Source organism: Bradyrhizobium sp. 23 (assembly GCF_023073295.1).
Taxonomy (GTDB): Bacteria; Pseudomonadota; Alphaproteobacteria; order Rhizobiales; family Xanthobacteraceae; genus Bradyrhizobium; species Bradyrhizobium canariense_D.
Window position 1 is genome coordinate 45,983 of the sequence record NZ_JADPJF010000134.1, and the last position, 22,329, is coordinate 68,311.

The 22,329-nt window shown below is 65.0% G+C and carries 22 protein-coding genes and 1 pseudogene; 13 read left to right on the forward strand and 10 right to left on the reverse strand.

Features of this window, described 5'->3' with window-relative positions; all coding sequences use genetic code 11:
* Positions 1–32: 32 nt before the first annotated feature.
* The 6 genes from IVB32_RS32535 to IVB32_RS32560 form a co-directional block, all read right to left on the reverse strand.
* On the reverse strand, positions 33–518 hold the full coding sequence (locus tag IVB32_RS32535; RefSeq protein WP_018453139.1) for a peroxiredoxin: 486 nt from the start codon (positions 516–518) through the stop codon (positions 33–35).
* A 107-nt stretch (positions 519–625) separates the two neighbouring features.
* Positions 626–1,180 carry a DUF924 family protein gene (locus IVB32_RS32540; protein ID WP_018453140.1) on the reverse strand — a complete coding sequence of 185 codons (555 nt, stop codon included), beginning with the start codon at positions 1,178–1,180 and terminating at the stop codon, positions 626–628.
* A 15-nt stretch (positions 1,181–1,195) separates the two neighbouring features.
* Complete coding sequence (locus IVB32_RS32545; protein WP_018453141.1) at positions 1,196–2,881, reverse strand: long-chain fatty acid--CoA ligase; 1,686 nt, start codon at positions 2,879–2,881, stop codon at positions 1,196–1,198.
* Between the two features lie 190 nt (positions 2,882–3,071).
* Positions 3,072–4,517: a D-alanyl-D-alanine carboxypeptidase family protein gene (locus IVB32_RS32550; protein WP_085361117.1), complete on the reverse strand. Its 1,446-nt coding sequence runs from the start codon at positions 4,515–4,517 to the stop codon at positions 3,072–3,074.
* Positions 4,518–4,719: 202 nt separating this feature from the next.
* Positions 4,720–6,516, reverse strand: a complete 1,797-nt coding sequence (locus tag IVB32_RS32555; RefSeq protein WP_018453143.1) for a glucan ABC transporter ATP-binding protein/ permease — start codon at positions 6,514–6,516, stop codon at positions 4,720–4,722.
* Positions 6,517–6,605: 89 nt separating this feature from the next.
* Positions 6,606–7,652 carry an ABC transporter substrate-binding protein gene (locus IVB32_RS32560; RefSeq protein ID WP_018453144.1) on the reverse strand — a complete coding sequence of 349 codons (1,047 nt, stop codon included), beginning with the start codon at positions 7,650–7,652 and terminating at the stop codon, positions 6,606–6,608.
* A gap of 227 nt (positions 7,653–7,879) precedes the next feature.
* On the opposite strand from IVB32_RS32560, the gene IVB32_RS32565 reads away from it, so the two are divergent.
* The 7 genes from IVB32_RS32565 (at position 7,880) to IVB32_RS32595 (ending at position 13,389) form a co-directional block, all read left to right on the forward strand.
* Positions 7,880–8,251 carry a hypothetical protein gene (locus IVB32_RS32565; protein WP_018453145.1) on the forward strand — a complete coding sequence of 124 codons (372 nt, stop codon included), beginning with the start codon at positions 7,880–7,882 and terminating at the stop codon, positions 8,249–8,251.
* 121 nt (positions 8,252–8,372) lie between these two features.
* The gene (gene hisE, locus IVB32_RS32570; RefSeq protein ID WP_247372343.1) at positions 8,373–8,777 is read left to right on the forward strand and encodes a phosphoribosyl-ATP diphosphatase; all 405 of its coding nucleotides are present in this window, start codon (positions 8,373–8,375) and stop codon (positions 8,775–8,777) included.
* A 45-nt stretch (positions 8,778–8,822) separates the two neighbouring features.
* The gene (locus IVB32_RS32575) at positions 8,823–9,425 is read left to right on the forward strand and encodes a YqaA family protein (RefSeq protein ID WP_085385485.1); all 603 of its coding nucleotides are present in this window, start codon (positions 8,823–8,825) and stop codon (positions 9,423–9,425) included.
* Positions 9,426–9,473: 48 nt separating this feature from the next.
* The gene (locus tag IVB32_RS32580) at positions 9,474–10,010 is read left to right on the forward strand and encodes a hypothetical protein (protein ID WP_018453147.1); all 537 of its coding nucleotides are present in this window, start codon (positions 9,474–9,476) and stop codon (positions 10,008–10,010) included.
* A 30-nt stretch (positions 10,011–10,040) separates the two neighbouring features.
* The gene (locus tag IVB32_RS32585; protein WP_018453148.1) at positions 10,041–11,441 is read left to right on the forward strand and encodes an aspartate ammonia-lyase; all 1,401 of its coding nucleotides are present in this window, start codon (positions 10,041–10,043) and stop codon (positions 11,439–11,441) included.
* A gap of 150 nt (positions 11,442–11,591) precedes the next feature.
* Complete coding sequence (locus tag IVB32_RS32590) at positions 11,592–12,560, forward strand: nitronate monooxygenase family protein (protein WP_018453149.1); 969 nt, start codon at positions 11,592–11,594, stop codon at positions 12,558–12,560.
* A 55-nt stretch (positions 12,561–12,615) separates the two neighbouring features.
* Positions 12,616–13,389: a thioesterase family protein gene (locus tag IVB32_RS32595; RefSeq protein ID WP_247299252.1), complete on the forward strand. Its 774-nt coding sequence runs from the start codon at positions 12,616–12,618 to the stop codon at positions 13,387–13,389.
* A 10-nt stretch (positions 13,390–13,399) separates the two neighbouring features.
* Here the strand turns inward: IVB32_RS32595 and IVB32_RS32600 are convergent, their stop codons facing one another.
* Complete coding sequence (locus IVB32_RS32600) at positions 13,400–14,962, reverse strand: AMP-binding protein (RefSeq protein ID WP_247412692.1); 1,563 nt, start codon at positions 14,960–14,962, stop codon at positions 13,400–13,402.
* A 108-nt stretch (positions 14,963–15,070) separates the two neighbouring features.
* Between IVB32_RS32600 and IVB32_RS32605 the strand changes: the two genes are divergently transcribed.
* The 4 genes from IVB32_RS32605 (at position 15,071) to IVB32_RS32620 (ending at position 18,074) form a co-directional block, all read left to right on the forward strand.
* A complete protein-coding gene (locus tag IVB32_RS32605) occupies positions 15,071–16,045 on the forward strand; it encodes a nitronate monooxygenase (protein ID WP_018453151.1) in 975 nt (324 codons plus the stop codon).
* Between the two features lie 137 nt (positions 16,046–16,182).
* Positions 16,183–16,431, forward strand: a complete 249-nt coding sequence (locus IVB32_RS32610; RefSeq protein ID WP_018453152.1) for a hypothetical protein — start codon at positions 16,183–16,185, stop codon at positions 16,429–16,431.
* Between the two features lie 132 nt (positions 16,432–16,563).
* A complete protein-coding gene (locus IVB32_RS32615; protein WP_018453153.1) occupies positions 16,564–17,274 on the forward strand; it encodes a hypothetical protein in 711 nt (236 codons plus the stop codon).
* A gap of 86 nt (positions 17,275–17,360) precedes the next feature.
* Positions 17,361–18,074 carry a hypothetical protein gene (locus IVB32_RS32620; RefSeq protein ID WP_018453154.1) on the forward strand — a complete coding sequence of 238 codons (714 nt, stop codon included), beginning with the start codon at positions 17,361–17,363 and terminating at the stop codon, positions 18,072–18,074.
* A gap of 106 nt (positions 18,075–18,180) precedes the next feature.
* Here IVB32_RS32620 and IVB32_RS32625 read toward each other — a convergent pair whose 3' ends face one another.
* Positions 18,181–18,405 carry a cysteine rich repeat-containing protein gene (locus tag IVB32_RS32625; protein ID WP_018453155.1) on the reverse strand — a complete coding sequence of 75 codons (225 nt, stop codon included), beginning with the start codon at positions 18,403–18,405 and terminating at the stop codon, positions 18,181–18,183.
* 235 nt (positions 18,406–18,640) lie between these two features.
* On the opposite strand from IVB32_RS32625, the gene IVB32_RS32630 reads away from it, so the two are divergent.
* On the forward strand, positions 18,641–18,922 hold the full coding sequence (locus IVB32_RS32630; protein WP_026232471.1) for a hypothetical protein: 282 nt from the start codon (positions 18,641–18,643) through the stop codon (positions 18,920–18,922).
* A gap of 116 nt (positions 18,923–19,038) precedes the next feature.
* Here the strand turns inward: IVB32_RS32630 and IVB32_RS32635 are convergent.
* A pseudogene (locus IVB32_RS32635) lies at positions 19,039–20,975 on the reverse strand (ATP-binding protein).
* Positions 20,972–21,655: a response regulator transcription factor gene (locus IVB32_RS32640; protein WP_018453158.1), complete on the reverse strand. Its 684-nt coding sequence runs from the start codon at positions 21,653–21,655 to the stop codon at positions 20,972–20,974. Before IVB32_RS32640 ends, IVB32_RS32635 begins: the two are co-directional and overlap by 4 nt.
* A gap of 482 nt (positions 21,656–22,137) precedes the next feature.
* Between IVB32_RS32640 and IVB32_RS32645 the strand changes: the two genes are divergently transcribed.
* A partial coding sequence (locus tag IVB32_RS32645; RefSeq protein WP_247412694.1) for a caspase family protein occupies positions 22,138–22,329 on the forward strand: 192 nt, incomplete at its 3' end.

A 22,329-nucleotide genomic window follows, 5' to 3' on the forward strand; every position in this document is an offset into this window, starting at 1 on the left:
AGTCGTTTGTGGCTGAAAGCGGCGTCTAAAGCTTACAGCTGCCCGAGCAGCGTATCGCCGCCGGACACCTCGACCTTGCCGGGCATCGCCTCGAGGTTCAGCTTCTTGACCACGCCGTCCTCGACCAGCATCGAATAGCGCTTGGAGCGGATGCCGAGACCGTTGCCGGAGGCGTCGAGCTCCATGCCGATCGCCTTGGTGAAGTCGGCATTGCCGTCGGCGAGGAAGATGGCCTCGTCGCGTTGGTCGGTATCGCGCTTCCAGGCGTTCATGACGAAGGCGTCGTTGACGGAGACGATGGCGATGGTGTCGACGCCCTTGTCCTTCAGGGCGTAGGCGTTGAGGAAAATGCTCGGCAGATGCATCTTGTGGCAGGTGCCCGTATAGGCGCCGGGCACCGCGAACAGCGCCACTTTCTTGCCCTTGAAGATGTCGTCGGTGGTCTTCACCTGCGGGCCTTCGGCCGTCATCACGCGGAATTTCGCCTCGGGCAGTTTGTCGCCAGTCTGGATCGCCATCGTCAGTCTCCCTGAAAATCGGTCCCGCTTTTTAGACCGTGCGGCGGCGCTGCACAATGTTGCCGGTAGGGCAGGCGGTGAGGGCGGGACCCTTCACCGTTATGTCATCAGCCGGCGAACCCGCCGCCGTCGAGGAAGGCCTGCTCGTCCGGGGTGGTGTCGCGGCCGAGCAGATGGTTGCGGTGGGGGAAGCGGCCAAACCGCCGGATGATGTCGGCGTGCTCACGCGCGTATTTCAGATTTTCGGCATTGTCGGTGTTTTGAAACAGCGCGACGCAGTGCAATTGGTCGGGCAGGTGCTCGGAATGCATGAAGGGCAAATAGAGGAATTCGAGCAGGACCGGATCGATCCTTTGATCTGCGCCCCGCGCAATGGCGCGGCGGGCGACGTCGCGCGCCAGCGCATCGCTGGCAAAGGCCTGCGACGTGCCGCGAAACATGTTGCGCGGAAACTGGTCGAGCACGATGACGAGCGCGAGTGCGCCCTCATCGGTCGCCTCCCATGACGAGAGTTCGCCGGCGACCGCCTTCTGCCACAGCGCGAGAAAGCGGCGCCTGATCTCCGCGTCGAATGCGTCGTTGCGCTCGTACCAGGCATCGCGGCCGGCCTCGCGCCAGAAGGCGAGGATGCCGGCCGGACTGATGTTGCCGTCGTCGGTCATGAACGAAAGAGGCGCTTACGCCGCCTCCGCCTTCTTCTCGTCGCGCAGCTGCCGCCGCAGGATCTTGCCGACATTGGTCTTCGGCAGGTCGGTGCGGAATTCGATGTGCTTGGGCACCTTGTAGCCCGTCAGCTGCTCCTGGCAGAACTTGACCAGGGCCTCCGCCGTGAGGTTCGGGTCCTTCTTGACCACGAACGCCTTCACCGCCTCCCCCGACTTGGAATCGGGAATGCCGATGACGGCGCATTCGAGCACCCCGGGGTTGCTCGCGATCACTTCCTCGATCTCGTTCGGATAGACGTTGAAGCCGGAGACCAGGATCATGTCCTTCTTGCGGTCCACGATCTTGGTGTAGCCCTTCTCGTCCATGATGCCGATGTCGCCGGTGCGGAAATAGCCGTCCGCGGTCATCACCTTGGCCGTCTCCTCCGGCCTGTTCCAGTAGCCCGACATCACCTGCGGGCCCTTGGCGCAGATCTCGCCGGGCTGGCCGAGCGGCATCTCGTTGCCGTCGTCGTCGCGGATCGAGATCCAGGTCGAGGGCACGGGGATGCCGATAGTGCCGTTGAACTCCGGATTGGTCGTGGTGTTGCAGGTCAGCGTCGGAGATGTCTCCGACAGGCCGTAGCCTTCGGCGATGGAGCAGCCCGTGATGGCCTTCCACTGCTCGGCGACGGGGCGCTGCACCGCCATGCCGCCACCGTTCGAGATCTTCAGCTTGGAGAAGTCGAGCTTTTTGAAGTCGGGATGATGCATCAGGCCGTTGTAGAGCGTGTTCACGGCAGGGAAGTTGTTGACCTGGTACTTCGCCAATTCCTTGATGAAGCCCGGGATGTCGCGCGGATTGGGGATCAGGAGATTGCAGCCGCCGGCGCGCACCGCGAGAAGGTAGCAGGCTGTCAGCGCGAAGATGTGATAGAGCGGCAGCGCGCAAACGACCATGAGTTGATCGACATGCGGCGGCGCGGCCATCGCCGGCTGCAGCCAGGCGTCGTTCTGCAGGACGTTGGCGACGATGTTGCGATGAAGCAGGGTGGCGCCCTTGGACACGCCGGTGGTGCCGCCGGTATATTGCAGGAAGGCGACGTCGCCGGGTGACAGCTTCGGCTTGTTGAAGGCCAGAGAGCGGCCGGCGGAGATCGCGTCGTTGAAGGACACCGCGCCCGGCAGCGACCATGCCGGCACCATCTTCTTGACGCGGCGGACGACCAGATTGACGATCACTCCCTTGAAGCCGAGCAGGTCGCCCATGCTGCCGACGATGACGTGCTTGACTTGCGTCTTGGCGATCACCTGCTCGACGGTGTGGGCGAAGTTCTCGAGCACGATGATGGCTTCGGCGCCGGAATCCTTGAGCTGGTGCTCGAGCTCGCGCGGCGTGTAGAGCGGATTGACATTGACCACCGCGAAACCGGCGCGCAGCACGGCTGCGGTCGCGACCGGATATTGCAGCACGTTCGGCATCATGATCGCGACGCGGGCGCCGCGTTGCAGGCCGCGCCCTTGCAGATAGGACGCCATCGCCAGCGACATCTGGTCGAGGTCGCGATAGCTGATCGACTTGTCCATGCAGATGAACGCCTTGCGGTCGGCGAACTTGGCGAAGCTCTCCTCCAGGAGGTCGACCAGCGATGAATATTGCGTCGGCTCGATATCGGCGGGGACGCCGGGCGGATATTGCTTAAGCCAGATGCGCTCCATGGAAACTCCCCTCATTGACCAGAGCCCGTTGTGTCTCGGGCTTGCCTCGTTGCCGTCAGTATCGAGCCTGCCGGAACGGGTGGCAAGCGGTCGAGGCTTAGGACAAACGTCAGGGAGTGGCTACCGGAATCCTTGCAAATGGCGCTGCCGCAACTGCGAAGTGCGGCGCGGTCTCGCCTCGCGTCGGCTGTTAACTGTTGTTGGCGGGCTTGGCGGGCTTGGTCGCGGCCTTGGGCTTGGCGGGCTTGGCCGCCTCGCCGCTCACCGCAGGCTTTGCCACCGCATCGGGCTTGGCTGCGGCATGCTTGGTACCGGCCGGCTTAGCTGCGGACTTGCCGTCGGCCGGCTTTGCGGCCGCCGCCGTCTTGGCATCGGGCTTCGCCGCCGCCGTCTTGGCATCCTTCGGCTTGTCTGCCGCGTCGGGCTTTTTGGCGACGCGCGACTTCTTGCCACGCGGCTTTGGCGTGGCCTGCTGGTCGGCATCGGCCGCGACCGCCGCGATCAGGGCGGTCCCGGTGCGGGTCGGACCGGTATACACCAGCACGGGCTCGGCCGCCGCCGGGGCCGAGGCCATCAGCTCGGAGGCCTTCATCAGAGGCGGCTGAAGCCCGGCCGTGAAGAAGGTGACTTGGGCTTCGCCGCCGGTGGCCGAGGCGGACCCGGACGTGCCGCCATTGGCCGCGATCAGCGCGTCGTCATCGTCGCTGGCCGGCCGCTTGCGATGGCCGCCGCACATGTCGTCACGCAGGTTCGGCGGCGAGGCGTCGACCGGGACCAGCTTGTCAACGGTGCCGAGCGAGGGGCGGAGCCAGGTGAGATTATCTTGCGAGAAGCCGCGCTCCAGCAGCTGCGCCGCCTTCACCGCGCGCGCGGTCCCGGAGTTGGCGCCCAGCACGACGGCGATCAGCCGGCGGCCGTTGCGGGTGGCCGACGCGACGAGATTGTAGCCGGAGGCGCAGATGAAGCCGGTCTTGAAACCGTCGGCGCCGGGATAGCGGCCGATCAGCTTGTTGAAATTGCCGGTGACGCGCTTGCCGAAGCGGATTGCCGGAATGTGCACGAAGTACTCGTACTCGGGCAGGTCGCGCAGGAACGAGCGCGCGAGAATGCCAAGATCCCGCGCGGAGGTGATCTGTCCGTCGGCGGGCAGGCCGTTCGGATTGACGTAGCTCGTCTGCGTCATGCCGAGCTTCTGCGCCGTGTCGTTCATCAGCGCCGAGAAACCATCGATCGAACCGCCAACGCCTTCGGCGAGCACGACGGCCATGTCGTTCGCCGATTTCACCATCATCATCTTGAGCGCGTTGTCGACGGTAAGCTGCGTTCCCGGGCGAAAGCCCATCTTCGAGGGCGACTGCGAGGCTGCCGTCGGCGAAACCGTGAGCAGTGTGTCGAGTGTGAGCTTGCCGTCCTTGACCGCCTTCAGCGTCACATAGGCGGTCATGATCTTGGTGACGGAAGCCGGATACCAGGGAATGGTCGCGTTCTCCGCCTGCAGCACCTTGCCGCTATCGGCCTCGATCAGGAGCAGCGCTTCGGCGCTCGCCGCGCGCGGCGCGAGCAACGCGGCACACGCGAGTGCCGCGGCGAACAGGTTGAACAGGGATTGACGAAGCAGCGGGCGAAGAGCGTGCACTATCCGATTCCGGTCCTTGGAGACCCGCCGGTTCCGGTCGGCTCTCGTGATCTGATGTTCGGTTCTGAAATCCAGCGCCGCCGCTTGCGGCGCCGCAAACCTATACCGGCTGGTGCGTCGGGAATAGGGGCATCAGCCGGGTATTCCGCAATGAAATGGGCCGAATTTCGACGATACGATGGGGACTTGCCAAGGCGGCTTGTTAAGGCGACTTGGCGGCCGTCGCGGCAGCCTCAGCCGCTGTCACGCTGGCCCGTGCGTTCTCCTGAACCATGAATTGAGCCCTGGCGAGGTCGGCGAAATGGCCGCCTTTGGCCACGAGTTCATCGAAAGTTCCGCTTTCGATCACGCGCCCGTTCTCGAACACCAGGATACGCGTGGCATTGCGGATGGTGGAGAGACGGTGGGCGATCACGAAGGTGGTGCGGCCCTTCATCACTTCGTCGAGAGCGGTATTCACCTTGGCCTCGGTGACGGCGTCGAGTGCGCTCGTCGCCTCGTCCAGGATCAGGATCGGCGGATCCTTCAGCAGTGCACGTGCGATCGACAGCCGCTGGCGCTCACCACCCGACAGCATCCGGCCCCGCTCGCCGGCATTGGTCTCGAAGCCGCCGCTGCGCTCGATGAATTCGAGCGCCTGCGCGCGCTCCGCCGCCTTGCGCATCTCGGCCTCGGTGGCGTCCGGCTTGCCGACGCGCAAATTCTCCGCGATCGAGCGGTTGAACAGCAGCGCCTCCTGAAAGACCACGCCGATGTTCCGCCGCAGCGATGTCAGCGTCACCCCGCGCACGTCCATGCCGTCGATCCTGATGAAGCCGGACTGCGGATCGAAGGCGCGATGCAGCAGCGCAATCGCCGTCGACTTGCCGGCGCCCGTCGCGCCGACCAGTGCGATGGTCTGGCTGGGAAGCGCGGTGAAGGAGAGGTCCTCGACCGCCGGCCGCTTGCCGTCATAGGAGAAGGTGACGTCGTTGAATTCGACGAGGCCGGAGAGCCGACCCGCATCGATCGCGTCGTGCCGGTCGTGCACCGCAGGAACCGCATCGAGCACGTTGAAGAACTCGCGCAGGCGCGGGGCTTCCATGAACACGTTGTTGATGAAGCTCACGACCTGCTCCAGCTTCTGGATCAGAAGCGTCGCGAAGCTCACGAACATGACGATCTCGCCGACAGAGGTCAGCCCCTGGTCGTGCAGCGCGATGCCGAAAGTGAAGATCGCGAGCACGGTGATCGTGGTGGAGGCGCGCGTGATGACGGTGACGAGTGCCCACCACGACAGCACCGGCATTTGCGCCGCTAGCAACTCGTCGGCGACGGAGCGCAGGCCCTTCACCTCGGATTCGACGCGGACGAAACTCTGCACCAGCGCGACGTTGCCAAGGGCGTCGGACGCGCGCGCGGAGAGCTCGCTGTAGTGCTCCTCCACCTCCATCTGCATGCCGAAGGTTCTGCGCACCACGAAGGTGGTCAGCGCGGTGAAGACGATGCAGAGCACGAACAGCAGGATTGCAAGCCGCCAGTTCAGGTAGAGCGATAGCGGCAGCAGCACCACGACCGAGAGGATCGCGGCAAAATGCTCTCGAAAGAAGCCGACCCATAACCGCCACAGCGCATCTGTGCCGTTCAGCATCACCTTCATCAACCGGCCCGAATGGGTGCCCGAATGGAAGGTCAGAGGCAGCTGCAGGATGTGCTCGAAATAGTCCGTCAGGACCGCCTGCCGCTGGCGGTGGGAGAGCCGGTCGGCCTGCAACGCTACGACCGCGCTGCAGACGATGGTGAACAGTCCGAACGCGACCCATGCAACCAGGAACGGCCAGGCCGAGTTGGAGCCTGCGACCGTCTTGCCGGAGAGCACATCGACGATCCGGCCGAACAGCACCGGTTCGGCGAATTGCGAGCCCGCAAGCAGGAGATTGACGACCGCAAGCAGCCAGCCCAGCCGTGCCTCCTTACCGAGCAGCTCGAGAACGCGGGTGTAGAGGCGGAGAATGGGCATGGGCGAGGAGCTCGGGCGGCTGGAACGGAGTGAGCGCATACTCTAATCAGGGATCGCCCGTGAGATATAGCGGAAGCTGTCGGTTTTGCTCAGTTGATCAACCGCCCTGCAACTGGCGGCAAGAACCCGCTGTCGAAGATGTCGCCCGCCGCCGGCCGGTTGCGGAATTTGAAATCCTGCCCGATCTGGTCGATCGCGCGATCCATGCGCGCCGGGTCGATGTCGCCGAGGCCGTTGCGACGGACCTCGTCCGTCAGGATGTTGTCGACGAGGACGGTGCGCAGCCGCTCCAGCTCAAGATCGCGATCGCCGCCGTCGATGCGGCTCGCGGCTTCGTCCGCCGCACGCGCCGGGTCCTTGACGGTCGCGTTGATGCCGGCGATCAATGCGCGGACGAATCCCTTCACGGTGTCCGGCTTGGCCGCGGCGAAAGCCGGGTTGACCACGACGGCAAAGCCATAGGCCTCGCAACCATAATCGGCATAGCGAAGCGCGACGAGATCGCCGCCTGGCACGCCGCGGTCGCGCAGGTTCACTGCCGAGAGATAGCTGAAGCCGGCGACGGCATCGACCTGTCCCGCGGAGAGGATCGGCTCGCGCACCGCGGCGCTGATCTTGTGGAATTTCACGTGAGCCGTGTCGATGCCGTTCTGCTGCGCCAGCGCCGGCCACAGCCGCATCGACAGATCGCTATCGGCAACGCCGACGGTTTTGCCGTCCAGGTCGGGCAGGAGGTGGATGCCGCGGCTCCTGCGGGCGACGATCGCGTAGGGCGCGCGGTTGAACAGCACGAATACCGCCTTGACCGGGGTCGCATCCTTGTCGCGGAAGCGGATCAGCTCGTTGATGTCGACGAGCGCGAGCTCGCTGTTGCCCTTGGCGACGCGCGCAAGCGCCTCCGGCGATCCGGCCGCGCTGCTGAAGGAGACGTTGAGACGTTCGGCGCCGAAGCTGCCGTCCTTGGCGGCAAGAAAGAACGGCGCCATGCTCGCATCGATCGGGCGGTCGAAGGTGAAGTGGATCGCAATGGAGGGCACGACGGTCTCGGCCGCGGTAGCATCGCGCGCAGTCAGCACCGCAAGCGAGATTGCAGCGGCCAGCAGACCGCGAAGAGCAATTGTCGTGAATTCGAACATCAGTCGCGCCGGTCCGGTGTTGTTATGGCTTGGTGACGCTCGGAGCGCCGGCTGGCGACAAGCTTGTTCGCGCCAACATGAACGGCGGATGAGCGGCGGTTGCGTCACGATCACGCAACCCCGTTCAGCTTGTGTTGGGGTTGGGGAACCCAACATGGGATGCGGGTGTTTGAGAGACACGAGCCTGTCATCAGGCACCATTCGAGGTCCCAAGGAGGGTCCAGGACATGTTTGACAGATTTTCAGGATTTGCCGGCCGTAAGGCCGTTCTCGCTACCGCCGCGGTGCTGGCGCTGACCGCAATAACCCCGACCGCTTCCTACGCGGGCGGCCGTCATTGGCATGGTGGCGGCGGTGGCGCGGCGGCTGCTGCAGCGTTTGCCGGCATCGTCGGCACCGGTCTTGCGATCGCCGCGACCCGCAACGCCTACGCCTATGACGATGGCCCCTATTATGGCGGCCCCGCCTATTACAGCGGCCCTGCCTATTACGGCGACGGCCCGTATTACGGACCCGGCCCGAACTACCAGTATCAGCGTTACGGCGGCACGGCTCCGTCGGAGCTCTGCGGCCAGGGCCACCGCACCAACTGCTACTAGTTTTGGCCACAACAAAAGGTTGACCACAAACGGGCCGTCGTGCTTGCCGCGGCGGCCCCTTTTTGGGCTCTACTATCGCGCGTTAACGCGCTGGCCATGGGTTTAGAGTAGCGTCGCGTACATGAGTGATTCGCTTGAGCGGCTATATCTGGCTGTGCTCGCGGCCAGGGACCTTGATCCGGCAACATCGCGCACAGCGCGGCTGTTTCAGCGCGGCCCGTCAAAAATGGCGAAGAAGCTGGCTGAAGAGGCCATCGAGGTCATCATCGACGCGGTCAACGGCGATAGCGAAGCCGTGATCCGGGAAAGCGCAGATCTACTCTACAATCTGACCGTGCTCTGGGCCTCGGCCGGCGTGCGCCCCGAGGACGTCTGGCGCGAGATGACGCGGCGTGAAGACATGCTCGGCATCGCCGAGAAACTGCCGAAGTCGGCTATGAAACTGCCCAAAGTTGCGTCACCGCGTGTCGCCGCCAGGCGGCCAATCGTCGCGCTCGAAGGCCGCACCGCGCGCAAGCGCCACTAGTATTGGCACAAATCGGTCCCATCTCGGCATGGACAAATCCGTCCCATGGTGCTTCATCGCGGCGCCATGCTGAAACGTATTTACGACTGGTGCATCGACGCCGCTCACAAGCCTTACGCGCTCTGGATCATGGGCGCCGTGGCTTTCGCTGAAAGCTCCTTCTTTCCCGTCCCGCCGGACGTGATGCTGATCCCGATGTCACTGGCGCGCCCGCAACGCGCCTGGGTCTATGCGGCGATCTGCACTGCGACGTCGGTGCTGGGTGGCCTTCTGGGCTACGCTATCGGTGCGCTGCTCTTCGACTCGGTCGGCCATTGGCTGATCGAAGTCTATGGCCTCGGCGGCAAGGTCGACGCCTTCCGCGCCTCCTATGCCGAATGGGGCGCCGTGATCATCCTGCTCAAGGGCCTCACGCCGATCCCCTACAAGCTCGTGACCATCACGTCCGGCTTTGCCGGCTACAATCTCGGGCTCTTCATCCTGTGCTCGATCGTGGCGCGTGGCGGGCGCTTCTTTATCGTGGCGATCCTGCTAAACCGCTACGGCGACTGGATCCGGATCAAGATCGAGAAGCATCTCGGATTGGTGGTGGCAATCGGCGCCGCGGTGCTCGTGCTCGGCTTTGTCGTCGCAATCAAATTGATCTAACGCCCAAGGCGCTTTGCCACCGCGCCTCGTTCGGCTACGGTTGCCGCCATGATGCTTCGATCCGGCAATCCGGTCCTGCGACTGGGCACGCTGACATTTGCGGCGCTTTCGGTCCTGCTCGCTGCCGGCGGTACCGGATGGCCGCAATCCGCACCGCCGGCGCTCGGCTTGCAGGAGCAAGGACCGCAGGCCGCACCGGCGCCCTCGACAGCTCCTTCGTCGCCGCCGGCGCACGAGGAAAACCCCGGGCTGATCAACGAAATGGGCAAGCTGTTCGAAAAGCTGCCCTCGATCCTGCCGCCGATCAAAAGCCCGAGCGAGACCATGAACGATTTGTCGCGCCTGGCGAAGCCGTCGACCATGGTGTCGGGACGCGTGGCCTGTCCGGCCTCGTCGAACGGCGCGCCCGACTGCAAGCTCGCCGCCGACAAACTCTGCCAGAGCAAGGGCTACACGGAAGGCAAGAGCCTGAATGCCGACTCCGCGGAAAAGTGCTCGGCCAAGGTTCTGATCCCGGGCAGGCAACGCAAACCGGATGACTGCCGCACTGATACCTTCGTCACCAGCGCGCTGTGCCAGAACTGAGGACGTCGCGCGAGCAAGCAAGGAGCGCCCATGAGCCGCACGGAGCAGGACTTCCTCGGACAGCGTGAGATCGCCGACGACATCTATTACGGCGTCCAGACCATCCGCGGGAAGGAGAACTTCCACATCACCGGCATTCCGATGAACCAGGAGCCTTACTTCGTGAAGGCGCTTGGTTACGTCAAGAAGGCCGCCGCCATGGCCAACCGCGATCTCGGCGCGGTGGACACCAAAGTCGCGGAAGCCATCATCGTGGGCTGCGATCGCGTCATCGCCGGCGATATGATGGACCAGTTCGTCACCGACTTCATCCAGGGCGGGGCCGGCACCTCCACCAACATGAACGCCAACGAGGTGATCGCCAATCTCGCGCTGGAATCGCTCGGCTTTGCCAAGGGCGACTACCAGCACGTCAGCCCCAACGATCACGTCAATTACGGCCAGTCCACCAACGACACCTATCCGACCGCCTTTCGGCTGGCGCTGATCCTGCGGCTCGAGAGCTACATGACGGCGCTGCGTCAGCTCCAGGAGGCGTTCTTCGCCAAGGGCAGGGAGTTCGAGCGCGTGCTGAAGATGGGCCGCACCCATTTGCAGGACGCGGTGCCGATGTCGCTCGGCGCCGAATTCCGCGGCTGGGGCACCACCATGGGCGAGGAGGTCGATCGAATCTCCGAGGCCCGCGCGCTGCTGCGCGAGATCAATCTCGGCGCCACCGCGATCGGCACCTCCGTCACCGCGGCGCACGGCTATCCCAAGCTCGCGGTCCGGCATCTGAGCGCGCTCACCGGCGTCGACTTCATCCTAGCAGGCGATCTCGTGGAGGCGACGTCGGATACAGGCGCCTATGTGCAGCTCTCCGGCGTGCTCAAGCGCACCGCGAGCAAGCTGACCAAGATCTGCAACGACATCCGCCTGCTCGCCTCGGGCCCGCGTGCCGGCTTCAACGAGATCAACCTGCCGCAGCTTCAGCCGGGCTCCTCGATCATGCCCGGCAAGGTCAATCCTGTCATCCCCGAGGTCGTCAACCAGACTAGCTTCCTCGTGATCGGGCTCGACACCACCGTGACGCTCGCGGCGTCCGCGGGTCAGCTCCAGCTCAATGTGATGGAGCCGGTGATCTCGTTCGCGCTGTTCTTCTCGATCCGCACCATGGAGCGCGCGGTCAACAGCCTGCGTGAGAATTGCGTCGTCGGCATCACTGCCAACGAGGAGCACACCCGCAACATGGTGCTGAATTCGCTCGGTATCGTCACGGTGCTGAAGCCGCTGCTCGGCTACAAGGAATGCGCCGAGATCGCGCGCGAGGGCTACAAGAGCGGCAAGTCGCTGCATCAGATCGTCGTCGTCGAGCGCAAGCTGCTGACCCAGGAGAAATGGGACGAGATGTTCTCGTTCGAGCGGCTGATCAATCCGGATTTGCTTGCGTGATGTCGTCGGTCCGCGCTGAATTCCGCGGCTTGGAATTGCGGTAACGGCGTCCCTCCACGGCGCTAAAACGCAATACTTGACAGTGGAAAGATTGCCTTGTTGGTATGGCTCCCAACTTCGATGTGACCGCCAACAGAGGATCGTCTCGCAATGTCCATGCCTGCCTTGTTCAAGGGACGCCTGTCGATCCCCGTGATCGGTTCGCCGCTCTTCATCATCTCGGTGCCCGATCTCGTGATCGCGCAGTGCAAGGCGGGCGTGGTCGGCTCGTTTCCGTCGCTGAACGCGCGGCCGCCGGAGCTGCTTGACGAGTGGCTGGCGCGCATCACCGAAGAGCTCGCGGCCTATGATCGCGCGCATCCCGACAAGCCGTCGGCGCCGTTTGCGGTCAACCAGATCGTGCACAAGTCGAACAACCGGCTCGATCACGACATGCAGCTTTGCGCCAAGTACAAGGTGCCGATGATTATCTCCTCGCTCGGCGCACGCGAGGAGCTCAATCAGGCCGTGCACGGCTGGGGCGGCATCGTCTTCCACGATGTGATCAACCAGAAGTTTGCGCACAAGGCGATCGAGAAGGGCGCCGACGGCCTGATCCTGGTCGCCGCGGGCGCCGGCGGCCATGCCGGCACGATCTCGCCATTGGCGTTCGTCGCCGAGACGCGAAAATGGTTCGACGGCCCGATCGCGCTGTCGGGCGCGATCGGCAACGGCAAGGCGATCCGCGCCGCGCGCATACTTGGCGCCGACTTTGCCTATATCGGCTCGGCCTTCATCGCCACCAAGGAAGCCAATGCCGTCGACAAATACAAGGAGATGATCGCGGGCGCGACGGCTGACGACATCGTCTATTCCAACCTGTTCACCGGCGTGCACGGCAACTATCTGAAGCCGTCGATTCTCGCCGCCGGTATGGATCCGGAGAACCTGCCGACGTCAGATCCCTCCAAGATGAACTTCGGCACCGACGCCTCCGGCGAGCGCGCCAAGCCAAAAGCCTGGAAGGAAATCTGGGGTTCGGGCCAGGGCGTCGGCAGCATCGACGGCATCGTGCCAGCCGCCGAAATGATCGCGCGCTTCAAGAAGGAATACGACGAGGCGGTCGATCCGCCGTTGTGAACTTCGCCGGGACGACAGCTTTTGCTCAGCACCGAATGTGCATCACGGAGAAACGATGCCTCCCATCTACCGCATCGACGGCGACAGCGTCGTCACCAGCCCGGATGCCGCGGGCCCGTGGGACCGGCGTATGCAGCACGGTTCGGCGCCGGCCGCGCTGGTGACGTGGGCGGCTGAGCGCATTCCGACGCCAGTTGCAATGGACATCGCGCGCGTCACCATCGACCTGATGCGCCCGGTGCCGGTGGCACCACTCACGATCGCGACCGAGATCTTGCGCGAGGGCCGCAAGATCCAGCTCTGCGGAGTCAAGCTGCTCGCCGACGGCGTCCAGGTGGTCGGCGCCACCGTGCTCAAGATCAAGCGCCAGGCGCTGACGCTGCCCGAGCACGTCAAGGCGCTGCCGGTTACGCTGCCGTCGCCGGAGGACTCGCTGCTCGAGGACGGTCATGCCGCTACCAGCCCGTTCGTACGTTCAGTCTCGATGCGCGCTGCGCGCGGCCGCTTCGGGCAAGCCGGCGCCGGCGCGATCTGGTTTCGCGTCGACCATCCCCTGATCGCGGGCGAACCGCTCTCCCAGGCGACGCGCGCCGTGGTCGCGGCCGATTTTTCCAACGGCACCGCCTCGTCGCTCGATTTCCGCGCCTGGACCTACATCAACGCTGACCTCACCGTGAGCTTTGCGCGCCAGCCGGTCGGCGAATGGATCCTGCTCGACGGTGATTCCTGGATCGGCCCCGATGGTGCCGGGCTTGCGATGTCGCGGCTCGCCGACCGGCAGGGCTATTTCGGCCGAGCCGTGCAAAGCCTGGTGATCGAGAAGCGGTGAGGCACCTTATCTATCCCACCATCCGGCCCCGCCCGCTCCAAAAGCTCGCGCGCAGCATCTTCTTGTCGACCTTGCCGACGCCGGTCATCGGGAGTTGCTTGACGAACTGGATCTGCTTCGGTGCATGAGCCGAGCCTTTTCGCGTCTTCACCAGATTGATCAGTTCATCGGCGTCAGGTTTTGCGCCTTCGCGCAGGACGACGACAGCGGTCACGGCCTCGCCCCATTTCTCGTCGGGGATGCCGACGACCGCAACCATGGCCACATCGGCGTGCTGTGACAGCACGTCTTCGATTTCCCGCGGAAAGATGTTGAAGCCGCCGGAGATGATCATGTCCTTCTTGCGGTCGAGGATGAACATGTAGCCGCGATCGTCCTTACGAGCGATGTCGCCGGTGTGCACCCAGCCGTTCTTGAGCGTCTCGGCGGTGGTGTCGGGCCGCTTCCAGTACTCCGCCATCGCATGCGGAGCGCGCACGCAGATTTCGCCGGCCTCGCCCGTCTTCACCTCCTGGTCGTTGTCGTCGAGGATCTTGACCTCGCACGCCGCGATCGGGAAGCCACAGGACAGGAACAGTTCGGGCGTTTTGGGATCGTGATCCGCCTTGCGCAGCACCGAGATTGGGTAGCATTCGGTCTGGCCGTAGAGCTGCGAGAACACCGGCCCGATCCGTTCGATGCCCTCGACCAGCCGGCTCGGCGACATCGCGGAGGCGCCGTAGAGCACCAGCTCGAGCGAGGAGAGGTCGGTCCTGCTCAATGCGGGATGATCGAGCAGCACATAGACCATGGTCGGCACGAACAGCGTGAAGTTGATGCGCTCGCGTGCGATAGTCCCCAGCACCGCCTCGGGATCGAAACCCTTCAGCATGTGCACGGTGCCGCCCCGCATCAAGGTCGGTAGCACTTTCGTGCCGGCGACATGGCTGATCGGTGCCACCGCGAGGTAGCGCGCGCCATCGGGAATCTCGAAGTCGGCGAGGATCGCGGCCGCGGCTCCGGCATTTTCGCGGTGGTAGCGCAACGCGCCCTTGGATTTGCCGGTGGTGCCACCGGTGTAATTCAGCGTGGAGAGGTCGTCGGGTCGGGCGAGGCAATGCGCGCTGGCATGGCCTTCGATCTCGATCGCCTGCAAGAGATCGACGCCATAGTTGGCCGGTCCCGTGGTGAACACCGCCTTGAGCCAGGTCGCCTGCGCGGCGAGCTCGCCGCCGCGATCGTGGAAGGCGGCCGCATCGACCACCAGCACCTCGGCCTCGGAATCCTCGAGCTGGAACATCTGGTCTCCCGGCGATCCCAAAGGATGCAGCCAGGTGACGCAGAGCCGCGACAATTGCGCGGCAACGCCGGCGCACCAGGTGTCGGCGCGGTTCGCGGTGAGGAAGGCGACCCGCGCGCCGGGCTGCAATCCAAGCCGCATGAACACGCCCTGGATGCGCCCGATCAGGTCGATGGTGCCCTGATAGCTCAGCGATCCGCCGGGCCACGCGAACGCGGTTCGGCCCGGATAGCGCGACAGCGCCCGCAGCGCCTGCGCGCAAGTCGGGGACGATGCATGGAGCGGATCGGACATATGTTTCCTCGCTGCTTTGTTATCGGCTTCCGGCGTGCCAATGTTTACCGCGACGCTAGCACAGGGAATGCGGGATGGAACGACTAAGCCCGCGCGAGGGAGGCACGCGTGACGTCAGATCGGCTGCAACATTTCCACGGTCGTCTCGCCCTGCCGCTGATTGCCGCGCCGATGTTTCTGGTGTCGGGCGTCGAGCTCATGGTCGCGGCCTGCCGCAACGGCGTGATCGGCAGCTTCCCCACCGCGAATTGCCGTAGCACCGAACAACTCGATGAATGGCTCACCGACATCGAAGCGCGGCTGCGGCGGCATGAAGATCAAACCGGCCGAAAGGCCGCGCCGCTTTGCCCAAACCTGATCGTGCACCGCTCCAATGCACGGCTGGAGCAGGATCTCGCCGTGTTGCTGCACCACAGGCCGGAGATCGTCATCACCTCGGTCGGCTCGCCCACGACGGTGCTCAAGCCGCTGCACGACGTCGGCGCATTGGTGCTTGCGGATGTTGCCTCGATCCGCCACGCCGAACGCGCGGCGGAAGCAGGTGCCGACGGGCTCGTGCTGCTTACCGCCGGCGCGGGCGGGCAAACCGGCTGGCTCAACCCGTTCGCCTTCGTCCGCGCGGTGCGTGCGTTCTACGATGGCATCATCGTGCTCGCGGGGGGCATCAGCGACGGCCACGCATTGCGCGCGGCCGAAGTGCTCGGCTGCGATCTCGGCTACATGGGTACGAAGTTCATCGGGACGCGGGAGAGCATGGCGGATGAGCGTCACAAGCAAATGCTGGTCGACGGCAGCGCGGACGACATCTTGCTGACCACCGCGTTCACGGGCCTGCAGACCAGCATGCTCAAGCCGTCGATCCTGGCAGCCGGTCTCGACCCCGACGATCTGCCGGCGCGCGGTGCAATCGACGTCGGCAAGGACATCGAAGTCAACGCGCGCGAGAGCCGACCCGAGCGCTGGCGCGATATCTGGAGCGGCGGGCATTCGATATCGGGTGTAACCGAAGTGATGGAGGCCAACGATCTCGTCGCGCGGACGGTCGCGGAGTATCGAGAGGCGGGTGGCCGCCTCTCCCCGTAAAAACCGGAGACCGACAGGGCCCGTCCCCTCCATCACAGTTAGTCGAGCGCTCCTTAGAAGCGGTCACTTAACGGCAGATTAACCATCGATCGCCCAGAATTCCCTCAGGCGCCAATCAGGACCGAGAGGGACAGGCGATGGACTTCGACTTTCTCAACGCCAAGACGGCGGCTTCGCTGGACGAAATTCGCGTTCGCGTGGCCCATGCGCTGGCCCGCCACCCGCTGTGCCGCAATGTTCGCTTCGACATCGTCAGCGTCCCCCGCACCCGCCGGGGCGGCAATTGGACGGTGGCGCTGCAATCGGTCGAGCCGCGTGGAGTCTGGGAGGCCTCGGAGATCGTGGCCGACATCCAGGACGCTTACGATCTGGCGCTAGCTGCTTGATTTTGTTGACCTTTCCAGATCATGTCGCCGCAGTCCGCGCGATTGCCGCCGCGATGGCACGGTTAAGCCTTAATTTTCGCCCAGTTTGCGGGCAGTGATCACGTGGACTTGAAGCCGGTTGCGGAGAGACGTTTGTCGAAAGCCATCACCATCGTCGTGCTGACCTGCTTCCTCGTCCTCGGCGCCGCCACCACCGCCATTCTCGGCCGCGATAGCGTGCCCAGCGTCAGCGCCGAAATGATCACGCAGGCGCCGGCGCCCAAGCTGCTTGCAACCAATCGGGCCGCCAAGGCCGACCGTCTGGTTCCGACGCTGGCGCTAGCCTCGGCCGCCATCGACCCGGTTCAGGTTCCGGCGGACAAGCTCTCGCAAATGCCCGTGCTGACCGAGCCGCTGCGTCAGGCGTTTGCCGCCGCCACGCCATCCGATTTCCCGATGCCCAAGGCGAGCGTGAACGAGGCTCCGGCCGCTGCAGAGATTCCTGCCGTCGAAGTCCCGGCCAAGCCGAAGGTCGTCGCCAAGCCGCAGCCGCAGAAATCCTATTCGCTGTTGTCCGACGTACAGATTGCGGGCATCAGGGACCGTCTGAAGTTGTCGTCGTCGCAGGAATATTACTGGCCGTCGGTCGAGACCGCGCTGCGCAACGTTGTCCGCAAGATCTCGGCAAACAAGCTGTCCAATCCGAACGTGCAGGGCGTGCCGATCGATCCCAATTGCGACGAGGTCCAGCAGTTGAAGTCGGCCGCGATGCCGCTGCTGTTCCAGCTGCGTGACGACCAGAAAGAGGAAGTGCGCAAGCTCGCCCGCATCATTGGGCTCGAGAAGGTGGCGCAGCAGATCTGACGCGCAAGTTCCTTCCGGAACTGCGGCTATATCGGGAACATCCTGCAATTGACAAGCGTTGCCCGCTCCAAAGAGGGAGTGGACCAATGCGCGCCTCGACAGCCTATTTCGTCGGTGCAGGAACCATCGTCGCAGCCATCGCCATTGGTCTCGGCGGCGGCATTGTCGCCGGCAATATCATGAATCCGGTCTCGCCCAAGCAGGGGCCTGATACCAGCAAGATCGCGCAGCGCGCTGACGCCAAGCCCGCCACGACGGAAGCGCCATCCGAGCGCCTGCAATATCTCACCGGCTCGCAAGCCTTCGGCGCCATGGTCGCCGCGCCAGCGCAGGCCGAAGCCAAATCCGACGCCAAGGCCGAGTCCAAGCCTGAGGCAAAGTCCGAAGCGGTGAAGCCCGACACGCAGACCACTCAAGCCAACGCTGAACAGCCAGCGCAACAGCCTTCGCAGGCGGCAGCGGTGGAGCCCCCGAAACCGCCACCGGCGTCGCCTCCGCAAGTCGCAAAGCCTGCCGAGCGGCAAGCATCGACAGAGCCGTCATCCTCATCCGACAACGCCTATGCCAAGGCCAGGGATTCTGACGTCAAGCGCGCCACGTCTGAACGGCGCCGGACGGAGCGCCGTGAGCGCTGGGCCGAGCGCCGCCACTACGATTTCCGCGATCCGCGTGGGATGCGCGACCGCACCGATTGGGACGACGTCGCGCGCAACATCCGCGAAGATGCCGATGCGCGCGAGGTCCCGAGCAGGCCGCGCGGCGGCTTTCCGCAGATCAGGCTATTCGGCGACGACGATTAGCGTCCATCCTCGCCGTCGTGCGCGCGCCCGACCTATGACCGGCGCATCGACGTCTATGGCCTGACGGCTTTGACGCCGCCGAGATTTGTGTTGTGGACGCGAGCACTCACCCGCCGTGTGACTCCACGACCTTGCGGCAGCCGTCCGAAAGCTTCGACTTGTTCTCGCGCAGGCAGGCATTCATCTGTGGCGGCTTGCCGATATGTTCGGCGCAGAATTTGTTCGCGTCGCTTCGGCAGGTCATCTGCTCCTGCGGCGTCGGACCGGATTGCGCAGCGGCGGTCTGGGCGGTAGCGGCGAGCAGCAGCACGGCAAGAACCGAGATCTTCATAAAACACCTCCTTGGGAATGTCGTTGGTCCCGCCTGGGATCAAGCGGGCCGGACCATCTCGCGAGCGCCGGGCGCAGGTCCATGCCATGTTCATGGCATCGGCCAGCCCCTCCCGCCGCCGTACCCCCATTTTCATGGCATGTATCAGCGCGCCGTCTTTTGTCATTCAGGCTGCACGTCGGCCGCGAGACCCGGTGATTGCATCGGGACGCCGAACGGGAAGCAGGAGAGCAAGATGTCGAAAAGAGCGGGAGCGCTGAGCGCCGGGCTGACAATTTTGGCGCTGGCAGGTGCGGCGACGGTCTCGCTGGGCACGAGCCCGGCGCAGGCGGTGGTCTATTGCAAGACGGTCGGCATACCCAAGGGCTGCGTGGTGCGGCCGAGAGCGGCAGTGGTCGCTGCGCCGGCCGCCGCAGTCGCGGTCGCGACACCCGGGGTCGGTGCGCCCGGTGTCGGCGTGCGCGCGGGCACGCCGATGAATCGCGGTGGTCCGGTCAATCGCGTCGGCGTGCGCTGAGAAAGACGAAAGAGTTCGGGCGAAGGAGCATTGCGGACGAACCCCCGTCTTCCGCAGGCAAATCATCCGGCCCGTCCCTCTCTCCGCGCGTCCCACACGTTCGGAGAGGGGGCTTTTCAGCCGACGGCGGCACCGCTGTCGGGGAAAATCTGCGGCAATTGCAGCTGCACGCGCGTGCCTGAGGAATCCGAGCTCAGATCGAGCATCGCCCCGCAGCGCGCGGCACGGCTCCTCATGTTGCGAAGCCCCCGCGCGGTCTGGCCCGCGTCGGTGGCTCTGCCGCTGCCGACCGGCGCAGAACCGTTCGCAAAGCCCTTGCCATCATCCGCGACCTTGATCACACCGAACGGCCCCTGACCTTCGTCGACCGTCTCGATGGTGACCGCGATGCGGCGGGCCTGTGCGTGCTTGACCGCATTGGTCACGGCCTCGTCGAGGATGCGCACGATCTGGATGACATGCCATGGCCTGAGCTCGGGATGCAGCGGCAGCCCCTGCGGCGTGGCCACGTGCCAGTCGAGCGCGATGTCGTGCGGTCGCAATTGCGCGGTCGCTCGCTCGCGCCAGGAGCCGAGTGCGAGCATCAGGTCGCCGCCGATGTCGTCCATGGAGTCGATGACGAGGCGGAGGTCCTTCAGCGCCGCACGGGCAGCGTCGGTGATGGTCGCGCCCTCGTGCCCGCGCTCGGACAGTGCCACGATGCTGATGAGCTGGCCGCCGAGGCCGTCATGCAGGTCGCGCATCAGCCGCGTGCGCTCATTGGCGAGCGCGGCTGCCCTTGCGCGCTCCTCCTCGCGGGCAAAGCTCGCCTTCAGCCGCTCCTCGGCCTCACGTACGCGCGTCACGAGCTGGTCGGCAAAGCTGTCGACCTGGTTCAGCGCGCGCGCGAACCGCCAGGTCAAGCCGGCGCCGATCGCGACCAGCATCGCCGAGTAGGACAGGCGCGAGAGGAAGATGCGCTCGTCGGTCACGATCTCGAACACCGACAGCATGTCGTGGACCCAGCAGATCAGCACGATGGTCACCGCGCAGCCGAGCGTGAAGCTTGCCGCGTCCTGCCGCCGCACCACCGCGGCAGCGGTGACGCAGGCCATCAGGAGCAGGCAGAGACCGACGGTAGGAATGCCAAGCAGGAGAAACAGAATGCGCGGCAGCGGCGGGCCGGCGATCAGTCCGACGCCGAACACGACGAGCCCCGGCGCGAACAGCAGCATGCCGTAGCGCGGCCAGCGCCAGCCGAAGAACAGCACGCCGAAGACGACGACCAGGGCGCTCTCGATCGGTGCGGACGCGAGCAATACCGCGGCGAGCCGGGACGTGTTGAGGGGGGCACCGGTGGCGGCGCAAAGGCCTGCACTACGCCGAGTACCATCGCCACGGCCAGCACGCCGTAAACCGGCTCGCGGCGGCGCATCAGCCACATGATCGCCAGGATGACGGCGAGGATCGACTGCCAGGCGGAGAACACCACGGGCAACGTGACGAACATCAGCGTGCGTGTCTCGTAGGCCGGCCGCAAGGCCGCATCCAGCCCGACATAGACGGTGTCGAGAAAGCCCTTGAGCGGTCCCCAAACCAACAGCCGTACCGCGATCTCGTTCGTGCCCTCGCGCAGCAGCGAGGACGGGATCGCCCCGATTTGCGGAGTGTTGCGGTCGGGTCGGTTGGCGTTGGCATCGCGTCGGGAATCCAGGATGACGACGCCGTTGATTGAGACTTCCACCGCGTTGCTGAAGCGCGGCAGGAATACCGACCATCCCGACGCGACATCGCCGCGGCGGAACGTGAAGGCGCCGGTGTAGAGCGGCGGGTCGGCCAGGGAATAGCGTGACGACGTGAAATGCGGCAGCGTCACGGGACGTGCCACGCCGTCCTCGCGCAGCGAGAATTCGCTCAGCGCAAAGTCGTCGGGGTCGCTGGGCTGGAGCAGCCGCAGCCCGAGGACGGTCGCGACCACTATCAGCGCCTGCAGCAGCAGATAGGGCACGAGACGCGAGACCAGCAGCCGGCGCCGCCCGGGTTTGACCGGTGCCTTGGCCACGATCTCGCTCACAGCTTGATCAGGCCCTGCTGCACCGCTTCGAACACCGCTTCGCTGCGGGTGTGCACTTCGAGCTTGCGATAGATGTTCTTGATGTGGCCGGGCACGGTCTGCCGGGACAGGCCGAGATGGCTTGCGATCTCGGCGTAGCTGAAACCTTTGGCAATGCCCCAGAGGATGTCGATCTCGCGTGGGGTGAGCCTTGCGGTGTTGAGCGCGGGGCCCGGCGGAGGCTCGGCCGCATTCTGCGCGGAACCTTGCGTCCTGCGCACGATGAAGCGGGCGATCGAGGCCGAGATCGGCGAATGGCCGGCGACAAGATCGCGCACGGTGGTGGCGATATCAGTGGGGAACGCATCCTTCAGGAGATAGCCGGTGGCGCCAACCGTGATCGCGGAGATCACACTTTCTTCGTCGCCGAGCGCCGAGATCACCATGATCTCGGTGTCGGGAAAGCGTTGCCTTGTCTCGCGGATCAGCTCGACGCCGTGGCCGTCGGGCAGCCGCAGATCGGTGAGCAGCACGCGCGGCACAGCCGCGCTCAGCGCCGAACGAGCCTCTCCCAGCGTACCGGCGCTTCGCACCTCGTAGCCGGCCTTGACCAGCGCGTCCTGGAGCCGCCAGCAGGTCGGCGCGTCGTCCTCGACGAGGAGGATGGTGATGGCTTCACCCGTCTCGCCCTGTTCGGTCATGATCATCGTCGTCCTGCACCGCGTGTCCCCCGCGGCGCAGGGCCAAGTTTAGCCGCGGTGCGGGCGCCGCGACACCCATAATCATGGGGGCGCAAGGCATCGGTCTGGCGTTCCCGACGCGATGCCTACTGCTTCGTCGCACTGGCTCGTCCGGCGGCATGGGCGGGCCCGGCAGTCGCTGCACCAGATGCGCGGTACCGGCATTGTTCTTGTAGAACTGCTGATACGGCTCCTTGATCAGGTCGAGCTTCGTCGGCCGCAGTCATGCCGCCGGAGGTTTGGCCTGACGCCCACGGCGGCACCGGGAAGTGAGATAGGCCACAGACGGGTTGACTTACGGGAGGAGACCCTCGAAATCATCCCGGAGCCAGCCTAGGGCTCCTTGACGGAATGAAGCCTGCACCATGGTCGGATTGATCCTCCCGGCTCCGATGTCACGCCTGCAGCGTCTGGCCGGCCGTGTTGCGCTGGCGATTGCTCTGATGCTGGCAGCGGCGACGACCGCGCAGGCCGACAAGCGAGTGGCGCTGGTCCTTGGTGTGTCCAACTACCAGAGCGTCGCGCGGCTGGCCAATCCCGACAGCGACGCGGCCGCCATCAGCGACGTGTTCAAGCGGATGGGGTTCGATATCGTGGAGCTTCGCCGCGATCTCGGCGTCATCGAGATGCGGCGG